Raw genomic sequence first — 26,706 nt, forward strand, 5'->3', positions numbered from 1 at the left:
CCCCCCCCCGAGCCGACCCACCAAATCCGTACCCAAAGGAGTACACGCCGATGTCCGGACCCACACGCGAATCCGCGCCGCGCCGCAACGACGCCGCCCGCAGCTCGGTCGCCACCGACCTCTCCCTCATTGCCGTCTTTGCGGCCCTCATCGCCGCCCTGGCCATCATGCCCGCCATGAGCCTCGGCGGCATCGCCGTCCCCTTCACCTTCCAGACCCTCGGTATTTACATCACCGCCCAGGTGCTCGGCGGCAAGCGCGCCACCGCCGCCGTGGCGCTGTACCTGCTGGTTGGCTTCGCCGGCCTGCCCATCTTCGCGAGGGGCGGCGCGGGCCTGGGTTCGCTCGCATCCCCGAGTGCCGGCTACCTGCTGGGTTTCTTGCCCTTCGCCGCCATTGCCGGCACCCTCGCATACCTATTCACCCGTAACACCCGCTCGGTTGGTGCCACTTTCCTCATGGCCCTACTGGCAAACTTCTGCGGTTTTGTGGTTCTGACCGTCTGCGGCATCGCCGGTATGATGGTGAACGCCCACATGAGTTTTATTGCCGCGTTCAACGCGGCCTTGGTATTCGTCCCCTGGGATCTGGTGAAGTCCGTCATCGCGGTTCTGGTCGGTTTGTCGGTGCGCCGCGCCTTCCCGTCCCTGACTTCCACCCAGCGTTAGAGACGCCTCCACACCACCCGAGAGGAAGCTATGTTTTTCCGCCGCTCCCCGCGCCAGAATACACCGCAGACCGTGCAGGGCGAGCAGGCGGATAGCGCCTCCACTAGCATGCCCGCCCTCGAGCTCGAATCGGTGAGTGTTTTCACCGAGCTGCCCGAAGGCGGGCATCGCCGTATCCTCAAGAGCGTGAGCCTGCGCTTCACTGCGAAGCGCACCGCGGTGCTGGGACTCAACGGTAGCGGCAAATCGACCCTGCTGGGGCTTTTTAACGGGCTCACCCACCCGGACGAGGGCATTGTGCGCGTCAACGGCGTGGACACCCTGCAGGCGCCGAGCCGCGGCTCCAACGGTATCGGCTCGCAGGGCGCTTTCGAGGGCGTGGGCATGCTCTTCGCTCAGCCGGAGGCGCAGCTCATCATGCCCACCGTCGCAGAAGATATTGACCTGAGCCTGCGCCGCGCCGCGGCCGTTGAGGGAACCGCACTCAACGGCGAGCAGCGCCGCGAGCGGGTTCGTGAGCTCCTGCGCGAGCGCGGCCTCGAGCGGCTGGAGAACCAGAGCGTCTTCACCCTCTCGGGAGGCGAAAAGCAGCTGGTGGCCCTCACCAGCGTTCTTGCGGCTGGCCCGCAGATCCTTCTGCTGGACGAGCCGACCACCCTGCTGGATCTGCGGAACCGGGCGCGGTTGCTGAAGCACCTGGAGTCCCTGGACCAGATGCTGGTGCTCAGCACACACGATCTGGATTTGGCGGCCTCCTGCGATGAAGCCGTCATCATTCACGACGGGCGCCTGCTCGCTCAGGGGGATGCGGCGCAGATGGTGCAGCGGTACCGGCTGTGGTGTGCCGAGGGGTTCCCGAATGAGGGGGCAACCGAAGGTACGGATTCAGCGGGAGGCGCGCATGAGCGCTAACACGCCGCGCGCGAACCCCCGTGTGAATCCTCGCCCCGCCTCTCGTGGATCCGGCTTCAACCCCGGCACCCTGCTGGTGGGTTTCTATCAGCCGCTGAACACGCCGGTGCATCGGGCACCGTTGTGGTTCAAGGGAACGCTTTTCTTTGGGCTGTTCATTGTGCTGGCGGTGACCGGTTGGCAGGTGGCGCTGGTGGCTTTGGCCGCGGCCACGCTGTGCGCGCTGTGGGCTGGGGTGTCTGCCTCCCAGCTGTGGCTGGTGGTCCGAACGCTGGCGCTATTGCTGCTGATTATGGCCGCCTACTACGTGCTGACGGGCCAATACGCTTCCGGTGCGGATGCCATCGCGACCATGCTGACGGCTTTCTACGCCTCCCGTACTCTGCTGGTGAGTACTCCCCTGCCGGTTCTGATTGACGGTTTTGTGCGGCTGTGCTCGCCCCTGCGTTTTATGGGTCTTTCGCCCGAGCGTCTGGGGTTGCTGATTGCCCTCATGATTCGTTCCATCCCGGCGCTCGTGGACCGCTGGGGTGCCCTGCAGCGGGCGGCGGTGGCGCGTGGCCTTCCGCGGCGCATGTATTGGCGCCTACTGATTCCCTGGGTGGTGCAGGCGGTGGATTACGCGACGGCGACCGCTCGGGCTTTGCGGGCGCGTCGTGTGGACGAGCTGAAATAGGCGGATTGGGGCGGTGACGCACGGTAAACCCGCGCAGAGAGTAAGGGCGGGGTGAAGAGTCACCCCGCCCTTACGCTTTTACCCCGGGTTGAGTTCAGCCGCCTTTAGGGCGTCTCGACGACCACTGCCGCCGGGAGCTGCTCCCACCACAGGTACCAGTCGTGCTGGCCGTAGAGCGCCTCCACGAGCTTGTCGAAGCCGCGGTAGACGCGCACCGGCATCGCCGAGGAGACCATCGTGTGCTCGACCGCCAGAATCTCGGTGTCGCGGCGGGTGGTCACGGGAACCGGCGTGTAGAACTCGATGAATTCGGCCGCGATGACCGCCGGGTAGGCGTCGTCGCGTTCCAGCCAGTAGCGGGCGATGGCCAGCATGGTTTCGGGGGCGGGGCTGACGTCCCAGCCGCCGAAGGGGAAGTACGCGAAGACGTCGGAAGCAACCTGAACCGGCATGTCCACGATGAGAAGTTCGGAGGCCCGCTCGATATCGGTGGCCTTGACCTTCTCATTGAGGACCCCGGCGGTCAGCTCGAAGGGGTATTCCGCGTCCAGCGGTGCGTTGAGGTCTTCCTCGCTGAGCTCACCGTGTTCCATGAGGTGCCGGTAGACGTTCAGGTAGGTGGTCTCGTTGAGGCTCCGGAAAGCCTCGTGCGCGGCCCGTTCCACGCCAACCTGTCGCAGGTGTTTATGCTGGGCCACGAGGAGCTCAACCGCGTACTGCTGAATCGTGTCAGCGGTAATCTCCCCGACGGGTGTTGAGGTGCGCATGGATACGTTGTTCTCAATGGTCCCGAGCAGGGTGGAGTCAAGGGCAACCACGATGGGGGTTATTCCCTTATTCTTGCCCTCGTAGAGGTGTTCGAGGTATCGCCGGTTGAGTTCGGCTCGTGGGGCGCCGTGGCGGATTCGCTCGTGGGGGTAGGGGTACAGGGCGACGAAGCGCTCGTAGAGCTCTGCCATGGTGTTCTCCGATGTTTGGTTACCCCAAGTTTAGCGCTTATTTCCGGGGAAAAAAGGGGGTTTTTAGTTCCCCGGAGCACCCCTCCGAATCGCGCGTTTTTTTCGTTTGATGAGCTGCTATCGGTGAGCTCCAAACGGGTCTAAACGTTCGTTGTATTGGGCGGTTTCGGCGAACAAATCTTCCGAAAAAAGTTTGGAATTTTTTGGTCGGCTGCTGAGACGAAAGGGCGGGTCGCCTTCCCCCGTCGCGGGGGCCTACCGAGCGGGACTGAGCCGGCGCCCGGTTGGGCCGTCCGACCCCGTGCCCGCGTTCGTTCCCGAGCGCTCGCAAATTTCGCACACAGCGCCTCCCGCCCTCGAGCGCATCTTCCCTGGAATGATACCCAACGTCAGGTGCGGGCGATAAGCTTCCCGATCCTCCCGGCTAGCCCGTCATATTTACGTATTTACGCGCTCTTATGGCGTTTCTCTGGTGGTATTTGACAGGGTGCCGTACAGTAGGGGTACCAGCTATCTATACCTCGGTGTGTATAGCCGGTAGCGTCAATTGATCGAGTCGTAACCAACGGAGGTTCTCGTGACGAATAGCTACTATAAAGAGATGATTCGCCTGGCAGACAGCATCGCTGATAAGGCGCATGAGGGACAGACGGACCGCAACGGCTGGCCTTACATCTCTCACCCTCGTCGTGTTGCCCTGGGGGCACGCAAGCTCGTTTCTGAGATGGCATCCTCGACCTCTCCCGACACTTCCCTGGAGGAGCTGAAGGCTGAGGTACAGATTGTCGCCCTGCTGCATGACACGGTGGAAGATACCGGAGTGTCGTTGCCCTACCTGGCTCGCTACTTCTCCCCTCAGATTGTGGATGCCGTCGAGGCGCTGACCCGCCGCCCCGGTGAGTCGCGCGTTTCGTACCTGGGACGTGTTCGCGCCAACGATTTGGCCCGTCTGGTGAAGCGTGCCGACATCATGGACAACCTGGACCCACACCGTCTGGCAAAGCTGGACGAGCCGACCCGCTCCTGCCTGCACATTAAGTACGAGCACTCGCTGGAGCTTCTGGGCCTGAACGAGTAGCCTTTCTAGCCGCGGCGAATAGCGTCTCGGAGCATAACAAAGCCGCCCGGTGTGTGGATACTAGATTCACGCACCGGGCGGCTTTCGTTCGTCACCCCACCGATTCTTAAGGCGCGGCGGCACCGGCTGCATCCTCGCAGATGTAAAGTACCCGCCGGGTGCGGAGAGTATATGCTCTCCACACCCGGCGGGTGTCTATTCAGCGTCTAGGAGCTTAGATGTTGAAGCCCAGCGCGCGCATCATGTCGCGGCCGTCCTCGGTGATACGCTCCGGACCCCACGGCGGCATCCAAACCCAGTTCACGCGCCAGGAATCCACCACGTTCTCCAGGTTGGCCTGCACCTGCTCCTCAATCACTTCCTGCAGCGGGCAGGCTGCGGTGGTGAGGGTCAGATCCAGGATGAGGGTACCGTCCTCATCCCAGCGCAGACCGTAGAGCAGGCCGAGGTCAACAATGTTGACGCCGAGCTCCGGGTCAATGACCTCCTTGAGGGCTTCCTCAATATCTTCCTGAGGAACACGACCCTGCACAGTCTCAGTCATAGTTCAATCTTTCTTGTCGAATCCGGTGACGGAAAGCAGGTTACTTCTTACCCACGTAAGAGACGTAGCCCTCTTCCTCCAGGCGGTCAGCCAGCTCGGGGCCGCCCTGATCAACCATCTTGCCGTCCACGAACACGTGCACGAACTGCGGCTTGATGTAGCGCAGGATGCGGGTGTAGTGGGTAATCAGCATGACGCCCATGTCGTTAGCCTCGTGAGCGCGGTTCACGCCCTCGGACACAATCTTCAGAGCGTCGACGTCCAGGCCGGAGTCGGTCTCGTCGAGAATGGCGAACTTGGGCTTGAGCAGCTCGAGCTGCAGAATCTCGTGGCGCTTCTTCTCACCACCGGAGAAGCCCTCGTTCACGTTACGTGCGATGAAGTCGGGGTCAATCTCCAGGTTCTTCATGGCTTCCTTAACGTCCTTGGTCCAGGTACGCAGGGAGGGAGCCTTGCCGTCCACTGCGGTCTTTGCGGAGCGCAGGAAGTTCGACATGGTCACGCCGGGAATCTCAACCGGGTACTGCATTGCGAGGAAGAGGCCGGCGCGGGCACGCTCGTCAACGCTCATCTCGGTGATGTCCTGGCCGTCCAGCAGAATCTGGCCGGAATCAACCTGGTACTTGGGGTGGCCGGCGATGGTCGAAGCCAGGGTGGACTTACCGGAACCGTTGGGGCCCATGATGGCGTGAATCTCGCCCGAGTTGATGGTCAGGTTAACGCCCTTGAGGATGGGCTTGGTGGTTTCGTCATCGAGGATGACCGAGACGTGAAGGTCCTTGATTTCAAGAGTAGACATTATTTCTCCTGGTAAAGCTTAGTTGTTGCTGAGTGCGAGCTCTGCCTCAAGGGCCTCGGTGAGCTGCTCTTCAAGTTCGGGAACGCGAATCTGCTGAATGACCTCGTTCAGGAAGCCGCGCACCACCAGACGGCGGGCCTCAGCCTCCGGAATACCGCGGGCCTGCAGGTACCACAGGTGCTGCTCATCGAGCTGGCCGGTGGTGGATGCGTGGCCGGCGCCCTCAATCAGGCCGGTCTCAATCTCCAGGTTCGGCACGGAGTCGGCGCGGGGGCCAACTTCCAGCAGCAGGTTACGGTTCAGCTCGTAGGTGTCGGTGCCTTCAGCGTCCTTACCAATCAGAACGTCGCCAACCCATACCGAGTGTGCGCCCTTGCCCTGCAGCGCGCCCTTGTAGGTCACGCGAGACTTGCAGTTGGGCACGGAGTGGTCCACGAACAGGCGGGACTCAATGTGCTGGCCGGCGTCCACGAAGTACAGGCCGTACATTTCGGTCTCGGCACCGGGGGCGGTGAACTTGGTCGAGGGGGTCACGCGCACCAGGTCGCCACCGAGGGAAACCACCACATGCTTGAAGCGGGAGTTGCGGCCCAGCTTAGCGTACTGTGCGGAGGTGTGGACGGCGTCGTCAGCCCACTGCTGGACGGACACGACGTTCAGCTCGGCCTCATCGCCCACCACGAACTCGATGTTCTGCGCGAGCACGGTGGAACCGGTGTGGCGCAGAACCACGACGGCCTTCGAGAAGGGCTTAGCCTCAATCACGATGTGCTGGGCGGCGGGCTCGTTGCCGGTACCGTCGATATCAATCTCGACGTGCTCGGACAGCTCGGCCTCGGCGGGGATGGTCACCACGGTTGCCTCGGAGAAGCTGGACCAGGCGTTAGCCGCCACGCGATCCTCGGGAACGCCGGCGGAGCCGATGCGCTCGTCCTCGCGGGAGACGGTCTCAACCTTAACCTGCTCGGGTGCGGTCACCTTCGGTGCCGGTGCGGTGCCGGTCAGCTTCTCCAGGTGCAGGCCACCCAGACGCTTCAGCGGGGTGAAGCGCCAATCCTCTTCACGGCCGGTCAGCGGAGCGAAGTCCTCCACGTTGTAGGAGGTCTTACGCTCGGCGCGGGATGCCTCCAGCACCTTCTGGATGTTGTTCGGGTTGGAGCCCTGGTGGTGTGCCTCGGTGGCACGGTACAGGGTGTCATCGTGGGCGAACTCGGTGGCGAGCTTCTCGCCCTCCTGGTCCATACCGGGGATGATCGGGGAGTGGTAACCCAGAGTTTCTTCGTTGGTCGGCATTAGCCCACAGATCCTTCCATCTGAAGTTCGATCAGGCGGTTCAGTTCGAGTGCGTACTCCATCGGCAGCTCGCGGGCAATAGGCTCAACGAAGCCGCGAACGATCATCGCCATTGCTTCTTCTTCGCTCAGGCCACGCTGCATCAGGTAGAACAGCTGGTCTTCAGAGACGCGGGAAACCGTCGCCTCGTGACCCATGGTCACATCGTCCTCGCGCACGTCCACGTAGGGGTAGGTGTCAGAACGGGAGATGGTGTCCACCAGCAGGGCGTCACACACCACGGAGGACTTGGAGTGCTTAGCACCCTCGCGCACCTGAACCAGGCCGCGGTAGGCGCTACGGCCACCGTTACGGGCCACGGACTTAGACACGATGGTCGAGGAGGTGTTCGGGGCGATGTGAACCATCTTCGAACCGGTGTCCTGGTGCTGACCCTCACCAGCGAACGCGATGGACAGGGTCTCACCCTTGGCGTGCTCGCCAACCATGTAGACGGCGGGGTACTTCTGGGTGACCTTCGAACCGATGTTGCCGTCCACCCATTCCATGGTGGCACCCTCGTGCGCAACCGCACGCTTGGTCACCAGGTTGTAGACGTTGTTCGACCAGTTCTGAATCGTGGTGTAGCGAACGCGGGCGTTCTTCTTCAGCACAATCTCAACCACTGCGGAGTGCAGGGAGTCGGACTTGTACACGGGGGCGGTGCAGCCCTCGATGTAGTGAACGTAAGAGCCCTCGTCAGCAATGATCAGGGTGCGCTCGAACTGGCCCATGTTCTCGGTGTTAATACGGAAGTAGGCCTGCAGCGGAATCTCAACGTGAACTCCCGGGGGAACGTACACGAAGGAACCACCGGACCACACTGCGGTGTTCAGCGCGGAGAACTTGTTGTCACCAATCGGGATGATGGAGCCGAAGTACTCCTTGAACAGCTCGGGGTACTCGCGCAGACCGGTGTCGGTGTCGACGAAGATCACGCCCTGCTTCTCCAGGTCCTCACGAATCTGGTGGTACACGACCTCGGACTCGTACTGTGCAGCCACACCAGCAACCAGCGAGTTACGCTCCGCCTCGGGAATACCCAGGCGCTCGTAGGTGGTGCGGATATCCTCGGGCAGTTCCTCCCAGGAGCCGGCCTGACCCTCGGTCGAACGCACGAAGTACTTGATGTTGTCGAAGTCGATTTCGGAAAGATCCGCACCCCAGGTGGGCATGGGCTTACGCTCGAAGAACTTCAGCGCCTTCAGACGCATGTCCAGCATCCACTGGGGTTCGTTCTTCTTCGCGGAGATGTCACGCACGACGTCCTCGTCCAGGCCGCGCTTTGCTACCTGGCCTGCTTCGTCGGAGTCTGCCCAACCGTACTCGTAGTTACCAATGCCCTCGAGTTCGGGGTTCATCTCCAGGATCTCTGAAATGACGGTATCGTTGGCGTTCTGCCCAACTTTCTCAGTCATTACGGCCTTTCTTCGATGGTTATTACATTCTCTCCGCCACCTGCCGGATGCAGGCGCGGTAGTCCTTGGGGTTCGAGCCGCCGGCTAGACGCTCGGCTTCTCAGCCGGCGTGCCGTCATCGGGCTCGGTCGGCGTGGCTGGTTTCGTCGACTTCGCGTTCTCCGCCACGGTCTCTCGGTTCAGCGGCACGTGCGTGGTGCACACGTGCGCGCCCGAGGCCATCGTGGAGAGCCTGCGAACATCAACGCCCAGAAGATCAGAAATAATCCCGGTCTCCTGCTCGCAGAAGACCTGGAAGTCTTCGGCCAGGTCGCGAACCGGGCAGTGGCCCTGGCACAGCTGGATACTCGCGAGGAAGTGCTCCGGCACGCTACGACCCACGGGAGGTTCGGTCACCTGCGCGGTGGCCACGAAACCGTCCCTGCTCATGGCCTCGGCGAGCGCCTTAGCTCGGGCGGCCACGTTGTCTCCGGCGGCTTCCACCACCGGGCGGTAGCGCGCCTCCATCTCGGCCGCGCGGGCGGAGGCGAAGGCCTCCAGCGCCCCGTCGCCGACGGTATCGCGTAGCATCTGCAGGGCGTTACGTGCGATGAGCAGGTAGTCGTTGCCGAGCCGCTCGTGCCCCTGCGGGGCAATCACGTAGCGGCGGGCCGGTCGTCCGGCACCCGCGCCGTGCTTCTTAATGGGGGCGACCTCAATCATGTTGCTCGATTCGAGGGCGTCCAGGTGGCGGCGGACCGCGGCGGGGGTCAGGCTGAGCAGCTCCCCCAGGCTTGCGGCGGATACCGGTCCGTGGTTAAGAACGCCGCGGAGCACGCGGTCCCGGGTGCGTTCCTCGGCCTCGGCCTTACGCTTGGATGTGCGTGCCGCGGAGGACTTTTTACTGGAAGCACTATGAGAACCCGATGCTGCACCGCGGGTGCTGCTTCGGGTCTGCGCCTCACGCTCGGAGGAGCGCTGAGATGTCTTGTTCACGGAATACACAAATAAAGTATGTCCTAATTGTTTTTTCTTTGGCTAGTTAGGTCTTCCTACTTGCTGACTTTTTTACCTGAAGCTGAATGTTGATCGTCTTAAAAATGTGCTGAGTACGTGAGGTGGTGCATAGAATATAGGGGTATATCACGCGAATAAATCGAAAGTTATGCCCATGGAGACCACCACCGCACGCGCGGACCGCTCAGAGGAGACAGTCTCCTCCCCCACTGCGCGCAGGCTCACCGTCGCCGAAGAACCGGCGCTGAGCGTCAAGGACCTTATTAAAGAGTTCAAGCCCTCCCGGGCGTTCCGCAATAAGCACCCCGAACGACTCACCGCAAGCGGCTACTACCGCGCCGTCAACCGGGTGAATCTGCGTGTCTTCCCCGGCGAAGTGGTGGTTCTTCTCGGCGCGAACGGTGCGGGTAAGACCACGACCCTCGCCTGCGCCCAGGGTCTGCTCAAGCCCACCCGCGGTACCGTGCGCCTACTCGGCGAGAACCCCCTCCTGGCGGACCCCGAGCTGCGCGCCAAGGTCGGCATCATGCTTCAGGACGGCGGCCTGCCCAACGCCATGCACCCCATCCCGCTGCTCGAGCACATCGCAAGCATGTACACCGACCCCTACCCGGTTGAAGAGCTCGCGCACCGCCTGGGCATTGACGCGTTCAACGGCACCACGATTCGGCGACTCTCGGGCGGCCAGAAGCAGCGTGTGGCGCTCGCGGCGGCCCTCATCGGCAAGCCGGACGTGCTCTTCCTCGACGAGCCCTCCGCGGGCCTGGACCCGCAATCGCGCAACGTCGTGTTCGAAATTATTCGCGAACAGCGCGAGCGCGGCGTGGCCATCGTGCTCACCACGCACCTGATTGACGATGCGCAGAAGCTCGCCGATTACGTGTACATCATCGAGGACGGCACCACCGTGCAGGAGGGCACCGTTCCCGAGCTGATCGCTAACGACGGCACGAACCGGCTGCGCTACACCCTGGACGCTCCCACCCCCAGCCGCGAGGAGCTGCTCCCGGCACACCTGCGGGCCGGCGTGAAACTCATCGAGACGGTCCCCTACGTTCCCGCCTCGGAGGAGCACCCGGCCGTGACCGGCGAGTACGAGCTCGTCGGCCCCCTGCGCGCGGAGCACCTGGCGGCCTTCACCGCGGCGCTGGCCGAACGCTACCTCATGCCAATTTCTCTCAAGATGGAACCGAAGACCCTCGAGGACGTCTTCCTCGACATTTCAGGACGTGATATTCGATGAGCCCCACCGCTTCTACCGACCGCGAGCAGAGCACAAGCGCTGCGGCGGATACCTCAGCCCGGGGCGTCGCCATCGACGAGGATGAGGAGTACATCCCGCCCCGCGCGAACTACCCGCTCGTGCGCGTGATTGAGCAGGGCCGCTACGAGACGATGGCGATGCTCCGCAACGGCGAACAGCTGATGCTGAACATCATCTTCCCCGTCATGGCGCTTCTGGGCCTGCGCTTTACGGGCCTAATTGATGACTACGCCCATTCGGTGGGGGTTTCGCGTATGGATGCGGCGGTCCCCGGCGTGCTGGCCCTCTGCGTCATCTCCACTGCGCTGTCGGGCCAGGGCATCGCGACGGGCTTCGACCGCCGCTACGGCGTGCTTCGCTTTCTGGCGACCACTCCCCTGGGCCGCAACGGCCTGATTCTGGGCAAGTGCATCGCCGTGGTGGTCGTACTGATTATCCAGTTCGTGCTCGTGGGCGTGGTCGGGTACGGCCTGGGTTGGCGTCCGGACGCCATCGCCCTCTCGCGAGCCTTCCTCACCCTGCTGCTGGGTGCGGCGGCCTTTACGGCGCTGGGTCTGCTGATTGCCGGTACGGTGCGAGCGGAGGCGACCCTCGCGATTGTGAACATCGCCTGGGTGGTTCTGGCCGGCGCGGGCGGTGTGCTGTTCCCGCTCAGTTCCTTCCCCGATTGGTACGGCGCGATCGTGTCCTGGTTCCCCTCGGCGGCTCTGGGCGAGGCCCTGCGCGGCAACTTCATTCACCACCAGTGGATGGCGGACCCGCACTGGGTTCTGACGGTTTGGACCGTCATTCTCGGCCTGATTGCCTCGCGCAAGTTCAAGTGGTCCGACTAGCCTGACCGACCCCCTTCGACCTGCGCTTTATGGCTGGTGCTTCACGACCGGTACTTCACCCGATGCCCCGTGGCTTTCGAATAATTCGAAAGCCGCGGGGCATTGCCGTGTCCGGGCGCGGCTGCCAGCGAGGGGTCGCTAGCAAGCCGGGGAACAGGCGCGGGAGTTTCAGAGGCACCCGCGCAGCCAAACCCGGCTGCCGGCGTTCGGGGTTAAATTCGGGGTTAAAAAGAAAGCCCCCTCCTGCCGAACCACGAGTCCAACCACCACAGTTGGACTCCATCACGTTCATGTTCGGAGGAGGGGCTTTAATCACCGAGGGGCGGACCGACCCAACCACTGTCTCGGTCCGCAACCTTCCCGCTCAACCTTAACATGAGCTTTACCACCCCTCAAAATCTCTTATAGCTGAAGGAAGCCCGCGCCGCACCGATTCCGCGCCGATTCGGCACCGCCTCAACGGTGCGCTCACCCGGCGCTCTCGGGCGGACGGCGTCCCACCCTGTGAATGTACACACCCTCACATCAGATAGTGCGGCGGAGTGAACTATCCTTGTTAAACGAAAAGGACGCAACCAGCCTCCGGGGCACCCGCCGGAACGCACCGCGCGGAATAAACACCCCCGGGGTACCGTTACGCCCCATGGACAGGGCGTCAGCACCTAGCCGCTGGCGCATCCACTCACCCTTGCGAAAGGACACCCACGTGGCAGAAAACCTCCAGTGGACAGAAACCGATCAGCGAGCCGTTGACACCGCCCGCATCCTTGCCACCGACGCCGTGGAGAAGGTCGGCTCCGGCCACCCCGGCACCGCGATGAGCCTGGCCCCGGTCGCCTACCTGCTGTTCCAGAAGGTCATGAACCAGGACCCGGCCGACGACCGTTGGGAAGGCCGCGACCGCTTCATCCTCTCCCCCGGCCACACCTCCCTGACCCTGTACACCCAGCTGTTCCTCGGCGGCTACGGCCTCGAGATGAAGGACCTGGAGGAGCTGCGCACCTGGGGTGCCCTCACCCCCGGCCACCCCGAGTACAAGCACACTAAGGGCGTTGAAATCACCACCGGTCCGCTCGGTCAGGGCCTGGCCTCCGCCGTTGGTTTCGCTTACGCACAGCGTCGTATGCGCGGCATGTTCGACCCCGAGGCCGCCCCGGGTACCTCCCCGTTCGACCACCACGTCTACGTCATCGCCTCCGAGGGTGACGTGCAGGAAGGCGTCACCGCCGAAGCCAGCGCGCTTGCGGGCCACCAGGAGCTCGGCAACCTGATTGTCGTCTGGGACCGCAACCACATCTCCATTGAGGAAGACACCGACGTCGCCTTCACCGAGGACGTGGCCAAGCGCTACGAGTCCTACGGCTGGGACGTTCAGCGCGTGGACTGGACCCGCACCGGCGAGTACGTCGAGGACGTCGCAGAACTGTACGCCGCTATTGAGCGCGCGAAGGCCGTCACCGACAAGCCCTCGTTCATCGAGCTGCGCACCATCATCGGCTACCCCGCACCGCACAAGCAGAACACCGGCGCAGTGCACGGCTCCAAGCTCGGTGCCGAGGAAGTTGCCGCCACCAAGGAGGTGCTCGGCTTCGACCCCGCCAAGAGCTTCTTCATCGAGGAGAACGTGCTCGAGCACACCCGTCAGCTGCGCGAGCGCGGTGCCGCCGCCCACAAGGCCTGGGACGAGAAGTTCGAGGCCTGGGCCAAGGCTAACCCCGAGCGCGCCGCACTGTACAAGCGCCTCGTCGCGGGCGAGCTGCCCGCCGACTACAAGGCCGCCTTCCCCGTGTTCGAGGCCGGCACCTCCGTGGCAACCCGCGCGGCATCCGGCACCGTCATTAACGCTATCGCCGAGACCTTCCCCGAGCTGTGGGGCGGCTCCGCCGACCTGGCCGGTTCGAACCTGACCACCATCAAGGGCGCGGATTCCTTCAACCCGGCATCGCGCAGCACCGAAGACTGGACCGCGAACCCCTACGGTCGCGTGCTGCACTTCGGTATTCGCGAGCAGGCCGCCGCAGCGATTGTGAACGGCATCGTGCTCTCCTCGCCGACCCGCGCGTTCTCGGGCACCTTCTTCGTGTTCTCCGACTACCAGCGTCCGGCGGTTCGCCTCTCGGCCCTGATGGGTGTTCCCTCGCTGTACGTGTGGACCCACGACTCCATCGGTGTGGGCGAGGACGGCCCGACCCACCAGCCCATCGAGCACCTCTCCTCCCTGCGCGCTATCCCCGGCTTCGACGTGGTTCGCCCCGCGGACGCTAACGAAACCGCCGTCGCGTGGCGCACCATCATGGAGAAGAAGGACCGCCCCGCGGGCCTCGTGCTCTCCCGCCAGAACCTGCCCGTCTGGGCTCGTGAGGATGTGCACCCCGACGCCGAGGGCGAGAAGTTCGCTTCCGCAGAGGGCACCGCACGCGGCGGCTACATCATGGCTGACACCGAGGGCACCCCGGACGTCATCCTGATTGCCACCGGTTCCGAGGTTGAGCTGGCCGTCCAGGCTCGCGCAACCCTCGCCGAGCAGGGCATCGCGGCTCGCGTTGTCTCCATGCCTTCGCGCGAGTGGTTCGCAGAGCAGAGCGAGGAATACCGCGAGTCGGTTCTGCCCTCCTCTGTGACAGCGCGTGTCTCCGTCGAGGCCGGCCTGGCCATGAGCTGGTACGACCTGCTCGGTTCCGCGGGCCGCGCCGTGTCCATCGAGCACTTCGGTGCTTCCGCCGATGCGAAGACCCTGTACCGCGAGTTCGGCGTGACCGCCGAGGCCGTCGTGGAGGCCGCTAAGGAATCCATCGCCGCCGCCAAGTAAGCGATACTCGTGCCCCCGGAACGCAACGGTTCCGGCAGGCTCGACGCGAATGATCCGGGCGCCCCGCTACGAGGGGCGCCCGGGCCCGCTATCGCGTCCCTCCAATACTTTTTCATTTCCTCATTCAAGAATCGAAGGTTTTATCCATGTCTGAGTCCACTCAGAAGCTTTCCGACGCCGGTGTCTCCATCTGGCTTGACGACCTCTCCCGCGAGCGCCTGACTAGCGGCAACCTCGCCGAGCTCATCAAGACCCACAACGTGGTCGGTGTGACCACCAACCCCACCATCTTCGCGGGCGCGCTCTCCAAGGGCGCCGCATACGCCGAGCAGATGCGTGAGCTGGCCGCCGCCGGTGCCGACGTCGAGGAAGCCGTCTTCGCGGCAACCTGCGATGACGTGCGCAACGCCTGCGACGTGTTCGAACCCATCTACAAGTCCACCAACGGTTTTGACGGTCGCGTCTCCATCGAGGTTGACCCCCGCCTGGCACGCGACGCCGAGGGCACCGCAAAGATGGCGCGCGAGCTCTACGAGCGCGTGGGCCGCGAAAACGTCATGATTAAGATTCCCGCAACCAAGGAAGGTCTGCGCCCCATCGCAGAGACCCTGGCTGCAGGCATCAGCGTGAACGTGACCCTGATTTTCTCCCTGACCCGCTACCGCGAGGTCATCAACGCCTACATGCTCGGCCTGGAGCAGGCGCTGGAGAACGGTAAGGACCTGTCCACCATCCACTCCGTCGCTTCCTTCTTCGTCTCCCGCGTGGACACCGAGGTTGACGGCCGCCTGGAGGCTATCGGCGGCGACGCCCTTGAGCTGAAGGGCCAGGCAGGTCTGGCCAACGCACGCCTCGCCTACGAGGTCTTCGAGGAAATGTTCTCCACCGAGCGTTGGGCTCGCCTGCAGGCACACGGCGCGAACGTGCAGCGTCCGCTGTGGGCCTCCACCGGTGTGAAGGACCCCTCGCTGCCCGACACCCTCTACGTGACCGGCCTGGTGGCACCGAACACCGTGAACACCATGCCCGAGGCAACCCTGAACGCCGTTGCCGATCACGGCGAGATCACCGGCAACACCATCGTTCCGAACTACTCCGAGTCGAACAAGGTTCTGGACGCCATCGCTGAGCACGGCATCTCCTACACCGAGGTCGTCGAGAAGCTCGAGACCGAGGGCCTGTCCAAGTTCGATGTCTCCTGGGAAGAGCTGCTGCAGACCGTCCGCGAGGCACTCGACAACGCTCGCTAAGACGTTGGTCGTCTCCTTCGTGAGGCGGCCGGATGCACTCCCCTAATCCGCCGGGTTCCGCCGTGGGGCCCGGCGGATTAGGGCGGCCCCAGCTGACGAACCCCAAACCGGTACAATACTGGGTACACACCTTCACGATGCGGCATCGCCACCGCGCGATATGGTACGAACCGCGCGCCGCACGCACCAACCAAGGCAATCAAAGGAATATATTGTGACTTTCGGTCAAGAAGCGAACCCCCTGCGGGACCCTCGCGACCGCCGCATCACCCGCATCGCGGGCCCGTCCGCGCTCGTCTTCTTCGGCGTGACCGGCGACCTGGCCCGTAAGAAGCTGCTTCCGGCAGTGTATGACCTCATGAACCGCGGTTTGCTCCCGCCGAGCTTCGGCCTCGTCGGCTTCGGCCGCCGCCCCTGGAGCGACAACGACTTCCGCGACTACGTGCGTGAATCTGTTGAGGCAAACGCCCGCACCCCCTTCCGCGAGGACGTTTGGAACCAGTTCCAGCAGGGTATGCGATTCGTCGAAGGCGCCTTCGACGACGACGCAGCCTTCGAGAAGCTCAAGAGCACCCTCGCCGAGCTTGACGAGCGCGGCGCACACGGCAACCACGCTTTCTACCTCTCCATCCCCCCGAAGGCCTTCGAGCAGGTCCTCACAAAGCTGGCCGAGCACGGCCTGGCATCGCGCGACGAAGACACCGTCAACCCCGTCGACGGTTGGCGCCGCGTCGTCATTGAGAAGCCCTTTGGCCACGATCTTGAGAGCGCCCGCGAGCTGAACTCCATCGTGGAGGCGGTCTTCCCGCCCGACGCCGTGTTCCGCATCGACCACTACCTGGGTAAGGAAACCGTTCAGAACATCCTGGCGATGCGTTTCTCCAACCAGATGTTCGAACCCCTCTGGAACTCCCACTACGTGGACCACGTGCAGATCACCATGGCTGAAGACATCGGCATCGGCTCCCGCGCAGGCTACTACGACGGCGTGGGTGCGGCCCGCGACGTCATCCAGAACCACCTGCTGCAGCTGCTCGCCCTCACCGCCATGGAAGAGCCCCTCAGCCTGGACGCTAAGCACCTGCGCGCCGAAAAGGCGAAGGTCCTCGAGGCCGTGCGCATCGACGACCTGCCGAACTCCTTCGCGCTCGGCCAGTACTCCGCAGGCTACCAGGGCGGCGAGCACGTCAACGGCTTCTTCGACGAGAAGGACATTCCCGCCGATTCCCGCACCGAAACCTTCGCCGCGCTGAAACTCTCCATCGCCAACCGCCGCTGGGAAGGCACCCCCTTCTACCTGCGCGCCGGCAAGCGTCTGGGCCGTCGAGTCACCGAGATCGCCGTGATTTTCAAGAAGTCCTCCGACCGCCTCTTCGGCGAACGCGAGAACCCGCAGGTCGGCCAGAACGCCATCGTCATCCGCGTGCAGCCCGACGAAGGCATGACCATCCGCTTCTCCGCGAAGGTGCCCGGCACCCAGATGGAAATCCGCGACGTGAACATGGACTTCGGCTACGGCCACTCTTTCACCGAGGAATCCCCCGAAGCATACGAGCGCCTCATCCTGGACGTTCTGCTCGGCGAGCCGCCGCTGTTCCCCCGCCACGAAGAAGTTGAGCTCTCCTGGAAGATCCTCGACCCCTTCGAAGAGTACTGGGAAGAAAACCGCATTAAGCCTGAACCCTACGAGTCCGGTTCGTGGGGTCCGCGTTCGGCACACGAAATGCTCGAACGCGACAACCGCGCTTGGAGGCGCCCGTGATCTCGCATCTGCACCACACCACCGTTTCCGCCATCAACAAGGAACTGAGCCAGCTGCGCGCCAACAACGGCAGCCTCAGCAGCGGACGCGTGCTCACCCTCGTCGTGCTCGCCGAGAAGGGCCACTCCCGCGAGGCAATGCGCGCGGCAATTCGTGCCTCCCACGAGCACCCGAGCCGCGTCATCGTGCACATTTCGCATGACCCGCTCGACCCCGACCAGCTGGATGCAGAAATCCACCTCGGCGGCGACACCGGCGCATCCGAGATGATTGTTCTGCGTGGCTGGGGTAGCGCATCCCGCCCGACCGAGGCACTCATCTCCGGTCTGTTGCTGCCGGACTCCCCCATCGTGGTCTGGTGGCCGCACTCGGTACCCGAGAACCCGGCACAGCACTCCATCGGTCGCATCGCGCAGCGCCGCATCACCGACTCGGCGCGTGCAGCAGACCCGAAGGAAGCCCTCAAGCACCTCGCCGAGGTGTTCCGTGCCGGCGACACCGACCTGGCATGGACCCGCCTCACCCTGTGGCGCACCCAGCTGGCTGCGCTCCTGGAACAGGTGCCATCCTCCCCCGTGCGCCGCGTGGTCGTGTGGGGTTCGGGCAAGTCCCCGTCCGTGGTTCTGCTCGGTACCTGGCTCGGCTGGAAGCTCAACGCACCCGTTCACCTCGCCACCATTGGCGCGGCGAACCGCGGCCTGTACCGCGTCAGCATTGAGCGTGAAGACGGTTCGGTGACCATGTTCCGCCCCGGCGTGTCCGTGGCGACCATTTCCACCCCGTACGCACCCGATCAGCAGATTGCTCTGCCGGTGCGTACCCTCGCCGAGTGCATCTCTGAGGAGCTGCGCCGCCTCGACCCGGACGACACCTACGGTGACGTGCTGAAGCAGGCGCTGCGCACTGTCACCCTCGTCGATGACACCTGCCAGCCCGAAGACATGCTGGACCTCGAAGAATACCCGGAGGTTTTCGATGCCTAAGATTCAGAACATGGGTTCTTCCACCCCCGTCCTGGTGGCACACCCGACCCGCGAGGCTCTCGCCGCGGACGCGGTGACCCGCATCCTCGACATCATTGAGCACGTGCTCTCTGAGCGCACGATTGCCCACATTTCGCTGACCGGCGGCACCATGGGTATCGCCACCCTGAAGGCGTGGGCTGAGAACGAGCGTGTGAAGGATATCGACTGGTCGCGCGTGCACTTCTGGTTCTCCGATGAGCGTTTCGTGCCCGAGCGTAGCCCCGAACGTAACGACGGTCAGGCTATTGAGGCGCTGCTCGCTCCCCTGCTTTCGCACGGCCTGGTGGTGGGCAATGTGCACCGTATGGGCCCCTCCGATATTTTCACCGGTCTTGAGGCTGCGGCTGAGCACTACGCCTTTGAGATGCGTGATTACGCCGGTTCTGCACCGGCTGTGAGCGTGCAGATGCCCGAGGGCGCAACCGAGCTGCCGCTGGCTGGCGGTCACGGTGGCGGCGCGGGTCATGAGCATGGGGGCTCCGGCGGCTGTGGTTGTGGTGGCGGCGGTTGCGGTTCTTCCGCACCCGAGCAGTCCCTCGAAGAGACCACTCTCGAAGACTTTGACGCTGCCGCTGAGGCTGCCGAATCCGCCGGTGGTTGCGGATGCGGTGGCGGCGGTTGCTGCGGTGGTGGCGGTGGTCAGTGGCCTGCCCCGGTCTTTGACATCACCCTGCTGGGCATGGGCCCGGACGGCCACATCGCCTCCCTGTTCCCGGGCCGCAAGCAGGTTCTGCTGGGCACCGGCCTGCCGGAGGACCCGGTTGAGGGCGGTAAGGCCGTGACAGTGATGGTTTCTGACTCACCGAAGCCCCCGGCTGAGCGCGTGTCGGTAACCCTGCCGATTATCAATAACTCCCGCAACGTCTTCTTCCTCATCACCGGTGAGGATAAGCAGGATGCGACTAGCCGCCTGCTGGCTGGCGCGAAGCTGGACGCTGAGGACCTGAACGCGGAGCTGCTGCTGGAGACCCCGGCGGTGGGTGCGCGCGGTAAGAAGCAGACCCTGATTTTTGCTACTGAGGAGTCGCTGGCTCCTGAGAACCGCCCGTAAGGTTCGGTTCTAAACTGCATATCAAAATAAAGGGTGGAGCCCCGGATAGTCACCTATCCGGGGCTCCACCCTTTTGCTATGCCGCGCTACTGCTCAGCGGCGGCAGGACTCTGCGGTTCGTACTCCTCCGAAGATTCATCCGCCTCGAAGCCCACGTACAGTGCCGTCAGCGACGGGACCGTCGCCTCCAGCACCTCCTGTGCCTCCTCTGCGGTCGGGGCGAGCTTCGCGCCGGTCAGCTGCAGGTACTCGCGCACCGTCATCGGCTGCGCCCAGTCGAAGTGCTCACGCACGGCGGTGATGTTCGCGCCGGATTGCAGCACGTTAATGCCGCGGGCAAGGCCGATGTCCGTCACCTTCACGATGGCGTCAGTCTCATCGGGAATGTCGTACGGGTCGCGGTTCTGCAGGTCCACGATGAACGGCAACACGCCGCGGCTCTCAGCGCGCAGGGCGAACTTGGTGTGCACCTGGCTCACCTCGTGCACTTCACCCACACCCACGGCGGGCACGACCATGAAGCCCGCCTGCAGGTCGTTCACCGCGTCCAGGGTACTTGTCTGCCCGAAGCCGGAGTACAGCTGCACCACCGGCACGAGGTAGCACACCTCCGCCTTGAGCGCCTTGCGCGCCTCAATGTCGATATACTCCCAGGCACCGCCGGTACCGTCCGTAATGTCGCCGGAGTGGTGCGCGTAAATGGCGCCCTGGCTGTTCTTAGCGGTCTGCGACCAGTAGCTGATCTTGTCCATGTAGTTGCCTTCAGCGTCGAACATCATCAGCGACAGGTCAATGTCCACGCCCTCATCCCAGAAGCAGAAGAGGCGAATCACGCCGGTGGGCGGCAGGTGCACCGCGGAGGTGTTGTAGCGGCCCATGCCGTCCAGGGAGGGGCGGGCGCTGCGTGTGTTCAGCGGCATGACCATGTCCCCCACCTGCTCGGGCAGGTAGATGCTGGTCTCGGCAAGGCGGCCGGACAGGCCAATCTCAACCAGGCGCTCCAGCAGGTCCAGCACCGCCGGGCTGTACTCGCGCGCCGGAATCATGGTGGCGATGCCGGTCTTGGACAGGTTCATGCGCTGCGGGGCGGCAGGCTGAGCCTTCTGAGCTGATGCCTTGCGGCGCTCCTCGCGCTGGTTCGCGGGGCTCTCAGAACCAACCGGGATAGAACGCATCGGGTTCTCCGGACCGGAATTAGCGCCGAAGAACGAACCCAGCGGGTTCGGGATGCCCGCGTTCTGCATGATGTTCTGAACCCTCGCGACGCCCTCCGGGTTGCGGCGCGCGTAGTCAGCGAGCTCCTGCTCTTCCTGCACCGCGACCGGGTTGGCGGGGCGCTCCTTCGGCGGGTTTGCGAGCGCGTTGCGCTGTAGGGTCACCAGGTTGCGAATCTGCACCAGGATGGGCGCGGATACGCGCGGCGCCACGGCAGCAAACGCGTCAAAGATGACCTGCTGGCCGGGGCTCGGTGCGGTGTCGATGCCGTAGCGCGGCGCCTCAAAAGCATCCAGGGCACGCACCAGCTGGCGCGCGAACACGCCCGGACGCGTGGACAGCAGACGAGCCACGTTCTGGGCATCTCGGGTTGCGTAGGCGCGGTCCACCAGCGACTCGAAGCTGTACACCTCACCGCGGTACAGCTCGTCAGCCCAGCGGCTCAGCGCGGTCAGCGACGGGTAGTCGCCGGGGTGAATCGCCTTGACGAGGCGCTTATACATTTCTGCGGCGGGCGCGCTGTCGTAGCGGGCACCGACCGGGTCGGCCTCCAGCACCCGGTTGAGCAGGTGCGCGATGCGGGTGCGTTCGTTGCGGCGCAGCTTCAGGCGCGGGGCGGTGCTCAGGCTCAGGTCGCCCACCGTGCCGTTGAACCGCAGGCGCGAGTATGCGGCGGCGAGGGCGAGCGCCTCCTTCATGGTGCGCAGGTGCTCAGCGTCTTCGGGGTGCAGGCAGGCGGCAATGAACACGCGGTTCTCGCGGCTGGTGTTCTCAGGTCGCTCACCCGGCAGCGCATCATGCTGGGCGAGGAAGCGGCGCAGCGCCACAAGGTCGCGCTGGTCGGTCTGGTTGTACGCCTGCTGCTGACCGAGCAGCTGCTGGTATAGGGCACCCGCCATAATCAGGGCGTTCTGCACGCCGCTGACCATCTGCAGGGGTCGGCGGTTGCGTTCCATGCCGATGAGGTTGGTACGGCTCATCGGCTGCTGCCACTCGTAGGGCACGTAGTTCTCGGGCAGGCCGCCAACGATGCGCTCGGTGCCGTCCGGGTTGTAGTACGGGTTGGAGAGGTAGTGCATGATCTGCTCGGTGTAGCGCTGCTCCTCGGTGAGCGTCAGGGCGCGCAGATCAAAGTCGCGGCGGAACACGCGGCCGGGACGGTACCCGTACTCGTAGGACCAGATGGTCAAGAATAGAGCGAATTCGTTGGTGCTAGCCTTCAACGCCTGGGCGAGAGATTCCTCGCTGAGGGTCAGGCCGCAATTGCTCAGGGCGGACACTCGCCCCAGGTCGGTGTCGAATACGCCGGCCTGGTGCCGCTCATTAATGCTCGAGTAGTTCGAGCGGTAGGAGGGGTCGTACAGGTCGGTGAAGACGTACACGCCGTAGCGGCGCATCAGGATGAGGCGCACGAGGGGGCTGAGGCCTTCGGGTGCTTCACCGTGAAGGTAGGCGGATTCGTTGAGGTAGGGTGATTCCTGCAGGTAGGGGGATGCGTCGTAGGGGGTAGTCACGGGTCGTCCTTTCCGTTGGTCTCACCCGACTGTCGCCGTCGGTGGTGTGTTTATGTTCTTATCGTAGCGGCGTGGGCGCGGGTTGTCGTTGGGTTTGGTCATCGGTGACCTGCGGGGGTGCGTATTCGCGGGGAGCAGCCGGCCGTTACGTGCCGCGGAGCCGGGGCGGCGTTTATCCGTCGCTTGTTTATCCGCTGCGTGCTTGTCCATTAGCCGCTTATCCTGCCGGCCGCGCGGGAACGAGGGTTAAAAGAAAAATGGCGGGAAGCGAAGAATCCGATAAATATAAGAAAAAGATATTTCAGAAAGTAGGACTCTTCATGATCCGCCATTACCTATAGAGTACTCCCGCCCCGCGACGGCGGTCAAGCCGTTCCGTCACGGGGCTGTGAGTGGGGTTGGGTGCACGAGGGTTCGTGCACGAGGTTGGGTACACGGGGTTGCGTGCATAAAAAATCCCCGACATTCTCGGTTGAGAAATGCCGGGGAGAAGCTCTATCCGTTCACCCGTGAAGGGGAAATCAGGCTAGACCACAATCTGGCCGTTGAAGCGCAGGGCCAGGCCGTACAGGACCACTGCGATAACCCAGATGACGATTACGGTCACGGTCAGGCGAATCAGGTTCTTCGACGCCATACCGGAGGAGTTCAGGGAGTTGGTCATACCGCCACCGAACATGTCGGAGAGGCCGCCGCCCTGACCGCGGTTGAGCAGCACAAGCAGCACTGCAATCACGCTGGTGATGGCAATAATGACCATGAGTACGTTCATGATGACGTCCATGGGGACCTTCCTGTAGTCATTCTTCGGGCGGGGTCTGCGGCTTTCGCGTTGCAGACAGACGGTTTAACTATACGCTACCGTCGCCGTTCGGTCACGTTGATTAGGTTTTTAGACGGCGCGGTTGGTGCGGCGCTGGTACTCGCTGGGGGTCAGCTGCAGGGCCGCGGGCCGGTCGGTGAGCACGCGCTGGGCGGTGAGCTCATCGCCCTCAGTGTCGTAGGCGCGCACGTACCCGCCGTCGATGAGGTAGTAGGTGAACTGCTGCGCGGCCGCCCAGTAGGCGCCTCCTCCGGCGTAGAAGCCCTGGTCCACCCAGTCGCGCAGGGTGAGGGTCACGGGGATTTCGGGCGAGGAGGTGCGGCTGTAGAGCCGGTCGAGGAACTCGTCGCGGCGGCTTTCGAAGTACTGGTATTCGGGTGAGGGCTCCCTGTACTCTTCGCTGCCCGCGTAGCCGAGGTTGCCGCCGTCATTGCCGGGTAGGCGCGGGGCGCTGACCCTGCGGTTGCGGATGTAGAGGAAGAGCATCGTGCCGATGAGGCCTGCGATGATGAGGGAGAATCCGAAGCTGAACATGCCGTTAAGTGTACGGGGTGAACCGTGCGGCGGGCACGTTCCGGGCGGGTTTTGCGGCGAGGGGCGAACGGGCCCCGGCGTATCGCCCACCGGCCGCGCATCGCCGGTTAGCGGGACTCCCCTTAGCCCAACTCCCCCGCCACTTTGCTGCCGAAACTCACGGACTTACGGAGGTTCACCCGTGAAGAAGCGCGGTTAAATTAAAAGGCGCGGCGCCCGGTCAGGTGGGTACCCGGCCGAGCGCCGTAACACTATGAAACGCCGTGATGCGTCGAAGCTTTATGCGTCGAAGCGTGCGATTGCTGCGAACTCTTCAGCCTGCAGGGATGCACCGCCGACGAGCACGCCGTCCACGTCTTCCTTGCCCATGATGGAGGGTGCGGAGGAGGACTTGACGGAGCCGCCGTAGAGAACGCGGACCTTCTCGGCAACGTCTGCGGAGTAGAGCTTAACGATCTCTGCGCGGATAGCTGCGGACATCTCCTGCGCGTCGTCTGCGGTTGCGACCTTGCCGGTGCCGATGGCCCAGACGGGCTCGTAGGCGACGACCAGGGTCTCTGCCTGCTCTGCGGTCAGACCAGCGATGGAGCCGCGCAGCTGCTCGAGGGTGTACTCGACGTGGGTGCCTGCCTCGCGGACCTCGAGGGGCTCACCGACGCAGAGGACGGGGGTCAGGCCGTGCTTGTAGGCTGCCTGGACCTTTGCTGCGCACAGCTCGTCGCTTTCGTGGTGGTAGGTGCGGCGCTCGGAGTGGCCGACGAGCACGAAGGTTGCGCCGAGCTTGGAGAGGAATGCGCCGGAGATTTCGCCGGTGTATGCGCCGGAGTCGTGGACGGAGAGGTCCTGGCCACCGTAGAGGATGTCCAGCTTGTCGCCCTCGACGAGGGTCTGCACGGAGCGGATGTCGGTGAAGGGCGGGAAGACGGCAACTTCGGTTGCGGAGAAGTCAAAGTTTGCGTCGTCGAGGGTCCATGCGAGCTTCTGGACGAGGGTGACTGCCTCTGCGTGGTTGAGGTTCATCTTCCAGTTGCCTGCGATGAGGGGCTTACGCGACATAGTTCGCTCCTTAGCTGTCCCGCGCGGTATGCCGTGCGGGGTTGTTGTTCGGAATTTTCCTTTCCCATTTTAGAGGGTTGGCGGCATATTTTCACTGGTTCGGCGCGGTTTTATGCTTCACGTTGACTATTCTCACCCCGTGTTCGCTGATTGCGCGGAACCCCGGATACGAAGTACCGGCAGGGTGGAGCATAGAGGGCTCTACCCTGCCGGTATTCTGCCGGTGGTGCTTGTCTGTGGTGTGTTAGTAGCCGCCTCGGAGAAGGTACGACGTGTAGCAGAAGAAGACAATCGTCAGAACTATCACAAGAAGCGCGGTAGCACGCGCACTTATGGCGAGGGAACGCTTCCAGGGCAGTTTTCGGGTAGCGATCTTCTCAACGATGAGCGCCGCAAGAGCACAGTAGGTGAAGCATACGCACAGCAAAACAACAAACGAAATGATGAGAGTAGCCGTTGCTATCGAGGAAGATCCCCAATAGGCGTAGTACATCCAGAGGTAGGGAGAAGCTGCGATGAAGTAGGCCATGAATCCACCGATGGGGAGGCAGATAAGCGAGTACAGGCCCATGCGTTTAGGCTCTGCGGGAGCGTTCTGGGTCGCTACTGCTTCGCTGGGAGACGTGGAGGCGGCACCATCTACGGCGGGGTCTTGCGCGGGGCTCTGGAGGGCGGTTGCGGTAGGTGCCGCAGTAGCTTCTACCGCGGTGCTTTCTGCAGCGTTGCTCTGCGCAGTATTCTCCGGCGAGGGGCTACCCTGCACGGCGCTGTCCTGCGCGGGCGCGCCGGGGTTCTGGGGTGACTGTTCCATATGTCTCCTAGGGTGGTTGGTGTGGTGTGGTTACTGGTGATGTCGTGCGGCTACCGAGAAGGTGGATTCTTATACCTCTAGCCCTTCGAGGGAGAATCCCGGAGGGTACAGCGGCGTGGCGTCCTTATCGTCTTCCACCAGCACCCAGCGGCCGCGCAGGTGCTCAGCATAAAGGAATACATATTCTTCCTCGCCGGTCTTCAAGAACTTATTGATAGGTAGTTTCTCTCCTGTCTGTTGTACATAGAAATATGCATCTTCAGGGATAAAGGTGGATCCCTGGTATTGATATATCTTGCGGCGGTTTTTAGACCGCGTACCGATTCCGGGAATCCTAATTCTTACCTGGTAGAGATCCTGGGCAGAAACAATCCACCCAAGGTTTCTCTGATACATTTCAAGAATCTCTTGAGATACCACTTTTTCAGGGGTAACTACTTCGGATAGTGGTTTGGTATCTCCCGTATAGTAGAAATAGTTCAAGGCAGCATAAAAATATGCTTGGAAAGTATAAAAACCGCCGCGACTATATTCATCAATACCTGGCTGCAGAACGGGGTAGGGCACATTCTGGGCCGCACGCTCCTCGGTCGCGGGCACGTACCTGCCTTTACGTTCATAGGCGGTGTACACGAGCAGACCGGATGAACTTCCACCGTCGACATAATCATCAAATTTTTGTTCAGGTGCCAGCCCGATAAGTGCTCTATCCCGTTTAAGAAGGCGCGCTTCGTGCTTTTCCTCATTGGTGGCGAGGATACCGGCCTGTCGACCGACGAAGAGGGCACCGAGGGTGCCCACGCCTGCTACAGCGAGGGTACGACGAGAAAAACGGGGCTTCCGTGACTCCGACTGATGAGCAAGTAGCTGACCAGAAGATACCGGATGAGCTTCCTGGGAGGAATTCTGCTGGGCGCTCGTCTCCTGTTCCTTACGTTGGGGTCCCATGGTTATACCTCCTTTTCGGGGATGAAGTGAATATCCCATCCGGGATCGAGGAAACGCGAGCGCAAGGTCCCGTGGATTGCTCCGTCGCGAAGGAGTCCGCGCGTGTCGAATTCGGTGATGGGCTGTAGCTGCCCGGTGTCTTTCCGGAAGACTTTTGCTTCGGGAAGGATGTCGAATTTGACGTTCCAGTCGAAGATTTTTTGTTCTTCATTATGGATGCGCGGCTGCGCCTCAAGGATATGCATGGTCAAGATTTGTTGGTTGGGGGTGATGACCCAGCCTTTCCCGTCGTCAAAGATATCTTGAATGGCGGGGAAGAATAGTTCTTCGGCGGTCATTGCATATTCGAGGCGTCGCGAATCGGATGCCAAAAGCATATAGTTTTGGCATTGATAATAGTGGCTCTTCCGAGTTGAGTGTGGGTGACCG

The 26,706-nt window shown here is 63.0% G+C and carries 24 protein-coding genes; 11 read left to right on the forward strand and 13 right to left on the reverse strand.

All coding sequences use genetic code 11. The features are described 5' to 3' along the window. The first annotated feature begins 50 nt into the window (after positions 1-50). The 3 genes from HMPREF2874_RS06145 to HMPREF2874_RS06155 are packed head-to-tail and all read left to right on the forward strand — an operon-like array spanning position 51 to position 2,256. Positions 51-668, forward strand: coding sequence for a biotin transporter BioY (locus HMPREF2874_RS06145; RefSeq protein ID WP_070649440.1), 618 nt, complete (start codon positions 51-53; stop codon positions 666-668). A gap of 30 nt (positions 669-698) precedes the next feature. Further along, positions 699-1,580: an energy-coupling factor ABC transporter ATP-binding protein gene (locus HMPREF2874_RS06150; protein ID WP_070649441.1), complete on the forward strand. Its 882-nt coding sequence runs from the start codon at positions 699-701 to the stop codon at positions 1,578-1,580. Next, positions 1,570-2,256, forward strand: coding sequence for an energy-coupling factor transporter transmembrane component T family protein (locus HMPREF2874_RS06155; RefSeq protein ID WP_070649443.1), 687 nt, complete (start codon positions 1,570-1,572; stop codon positions 2,254-2,256). Before HMPREF2874_RS06150 ends, HMPREF2874_RS06155 begins: the two co-directional genes overlap by 11 nt. A 104-nt stretch (positions 2,257-2,360) precedes the next feature. On the opposite strand, the gene HMPREF2874_RS06160 is transcribed toward HMPREF2874_RS06155, so the two are convergent. Next, complete coding sequence (locus HMPREF2874_RS06160; protein ID WP_070649446.1) at positions 2,361-3,215, reverse strand: DUF4253 domain-containing protein; 855 nt, start codon at positions 3,213-3,215, stop codon at positions 2,361-2,363. A 577-nt stretch (positions 3,216-3,792) separates the two neighbouring features. On the opposite strand from HMPREF2874_RS06160, the gene HMPREF2874_RS06165 reads away from it, so the two are divergent. Further along, entirely contained in the window at positions 3,793-4,293 is a 501-nt protein-coding gene (locus HMPREF2874_RS06165; protein ID WP_049334154.1) for an HD domain-containing protein, read from the forward strand. Positions 4,294-4,507: 214 nt separating this feature from the next. Here the strand turns inward: HMPREF2874_RS06165 and HMPREF2874_RS06170 are convergent, their stop codons facing one another. The 5 genes from HMPREF2874_RS06170 to HMPREF2874_RS06190 all read right to left on the reverse strand — a co-directional run bounded on the left by HMPREF2874_RS06170 (position 4,508) and on the right by HMPREF2874_RS06190 (position 9,370). Beyond that, the gene (locus HMPREF2874_RS06170; RefSeq protein WP_049342815.1) at positions 4,508-4,837 is read right to left on the reverse strand and encodes a metal-sulfur cluster assembly factor; all 330 of its coding nucleotides are present in this window, start codon (positions 4,835-4,837) and stop codon (positions 4,508-4,510) included. A 40-nt stretch (positions 4,838-4,877) separates the two neighbouring features. Continuing rightward, on the reverse strand, positions 4,878-5,636 hold the full coding sequence (gene sufC, locus HMPREF2874_RS06175; RefSeq protein WP_070649448.1) for a Fe-S cluster assembly ATPase SufC: 759 nt from the start codon (positions 5,634-5,636) through the stop codon (positions 4,878-4,880). Positions 5,637-5,654: 18 nt separating this feature from the next. After that, entirely contained in the window at positions 5,655-6,929 is a 1,275-nt protein-coding gene (gene sufD, locus HMPREF2874_RS06180; protein ID WP_070649450.1) for a Fe-S cluster assembly protein SufD, read from the reverse strand. Next, positions 6,929-8,386, reverse strand: a complete 1,458-nt coding sequence (gene sufB, locus HMPREF2874_RS06185; RefSeq protein WP_049342817.1) for a Fe-S cluster assembly protein SufB — start codon at positions 8,384-8,386, stop codon at positions 6,929-6,931. The genes sufD and sufB overlap by 1 nt, the downstream gene beginning before the upstream one ends. Positions 8,387-8,470: 84 nt before the next feature. Further along, a complete protein-coding gene (locus HMPREF2874_RS06190; protein WP_070649451.1) occupies positions 8,471-9,370 on the reverse strand; it encodes a helix-turn-helix transcriptional regulator in 900 nt (299 codons plus the stop codon). Between the two features lie 166 nt (positions 9,371-9,536). On the opposite strand from HMPREF2874_RS06190, the gene HMPREF2874_RS06195 reads away from it, so the two are divergent. From HMPREF2874_RS06195 to HMPREF2874_RS06225, 7 genes are all read left to right on the forward strand, one after another. Then, complete coding sequence (locus HMPREF2874_RS06195) at positions 9,537-10,625, forward strand: ABC transporter ATP-binding protein (protein ID WP_168165158.1); 1,089 nt, start codon at positions 9,537-9,539, stop codon at positions 10,623-10,625. After that, on the forward strand, positions 10,622-11,479 hold the full coding sequence (locus HMPREF2874_RS06200; protein ID WP_049334147.1) for an ABC transporter permease: 858 nt from the start codon (positions 10,622-10,624) through the stop codon (positions 11,477-11,479). The genes HMPREF2874_RS06195 and HMPREF2874_RS06200 overlap by 4 nt, the downstream gene beginning before the upstream one ends. 706 nt (positions 11,480-12,185) lie before the next feature. Continuing rightward, positions 12,186-14,288: a transketolase gene (gene tkt / locus HMPREF2874_RS06205; protein ID WP_070649456.1), complete on the forward strand. Its 2,103-nt coding sequence runs from the start codon at positions 12,186-12,188 to the stop codon at positions 14,286-14,288. 146 nt (positions 14,289-14,434) lie between these two features. Continuing rightward, complete coding sequence (gene tal, locus HMPREF2874_RS06210; RefSeq protein WP_070649458.1) at positions 14,435-15,538, forward strand: transaldolase; 1,104 nt, start codon at positions 14,435-14,437, stop codon at positions 15,536-15,538. A 214-nt stretch (positions 15,539-15,752) separates the two neighbouring features. Beyond that, complete coding sequence (zwf, locus tag HMPREF2874_RS06215; RefSeq protein ID WP_070649460.1) at positions 15,753-17,300, forward strand: glucose-6-phosphate dehydrogenase; 1,548 nt, start codon at positions 15,753-15,755, stop codon at positions 17,298-17,300. Then, positions 17,297-18,283, forward strand: a complete 987-nt coding sequence (locus HMPREF2874_RS06220; RefSeq protein ID WP_070649461.1) for a glucose-6-phosphate dehydrogenase assembly protein OpcA — start codon at positions 17,297-17,299, stop codon at positions 18,281-18,283. Before zwf ends, HMPREF2874_RS06220 begins: the two co-directional genes overlap by 4 nt. Beyond that, entirely contained in the window at positions 18,276-19,376 is a 1,101-nt protein-coding gene (locus HMPREF2874_RS06225) for a 6-phosphogluconolactonase (RefSeq protein WP_049334142.1), read from the forward strand. Before HMPREF2874_RS06220 ends, HMPREF2874_RS06225 begins: the two co-directional genes overlap by 8 nt. 86 nt (positions 19,377-19,462) lie before the next feature. Here the strand turns inward: HMPREF2874_RS06225 and HMPREF2874_RS06230 are convergent, their stop codons facing one another. The 7 genes from HMPREF2874_RS06230 to HMPREF2874_RS06260 all read right to left on the reverse strand — a co-directional run. Next, the gene (locus HMPREF2874_RS06230; protein ID WP_070649462.1) at positions 19,463-22,105 is read right to left on the reverse strand and encodes a TerD family protein; all 2,643 of its coding nucleotides are present in this window, start codon (positions 22,103-22,105) and stop codon (positions 19,463-19,465) included. A gap of 526 nt (positions 22,106-22,631) precedes the next feature. Then, positions 22,632-22,889, reverse strand: coding sequence for a preprotein translocase subunit SecG (gene secG / locus HMPREF2874_RS06235; protein WP_049334137.1), 258 nt, complete (start codon positions 22,887-22,889; stop codon positions 22,632-22,634). A gap of 108 nt (positions 22,890-22,997) precedes the next feature. Further along, positions 22,998-23,462, reverse strand: a complete 465-nt coding sequence (locus HMPREF2874_RS06240; RefSeq protein ID WP_070649464.1) for a hypothetical protein — start codon at positions 23,460-23,462, stop codon at positions 22,998-23,000. A 279-nt stretch (positions 23,463-23,741) separates the two neighbouring features. Next, positions 23,742-24,518 carry a triose-phosphate isomerase gene (gene tpiA, locus HMPREF2874_RS06245; protein WP_070649467.1) on the reverse strand — a complete coding sequence of 259 codons (777 nt, stop codon included), beginning with the start codon at positions 24,516-24,518 and terminating at the stop codon, positions 23,742-23,744. 244 nt (positions 24,519-24,762) lie between these two features. Next, on the reverse strand, positions 24,763-25,329 hold the full coding sequence (locus HMPREF2874_RS06250; RefSeq protein WP_070649469.1) for a histidyl-tRNA synthetase: 567 nt from the start codon (positions 25,327-25,329) through the stop codon (positions 24,763-24,765). Between the two features lie 69 nt (positions 25,330-25,398). Further along, on the reverse strand, positions 25,399-26,277 hold the full coding sequence (locus tag HMPREF2874_RS06255) for a DUF6318 family protein (RefSeq protein WP_070649471.1): 879 nt from the start codon (positions 26,275-26,277) through the stop codon (positions 25,399-25,401). A gap of 2 nt (positions 26,278-26,279) precedes the next feature. Continuing rightward, positions 26,280-26,706, reverse strand: a 427-nt coding sequence (locus HMPREF2874_RS06260; protein WP_246823785.1) for a DUF6318 family protein, incomplete at its 5' end; no start/stop codon positions are given.

Source organism: Rothia sp. HMSC068F09 (assembly GCF_001812775.1).
GTDB classification, from domain to species: domain Bacteria; phylum Actinomycetota; class Actinomycetes; order Actinomycetales; family Micrococcaceae; genus Rothia; species Rothia mucilaginosa_A.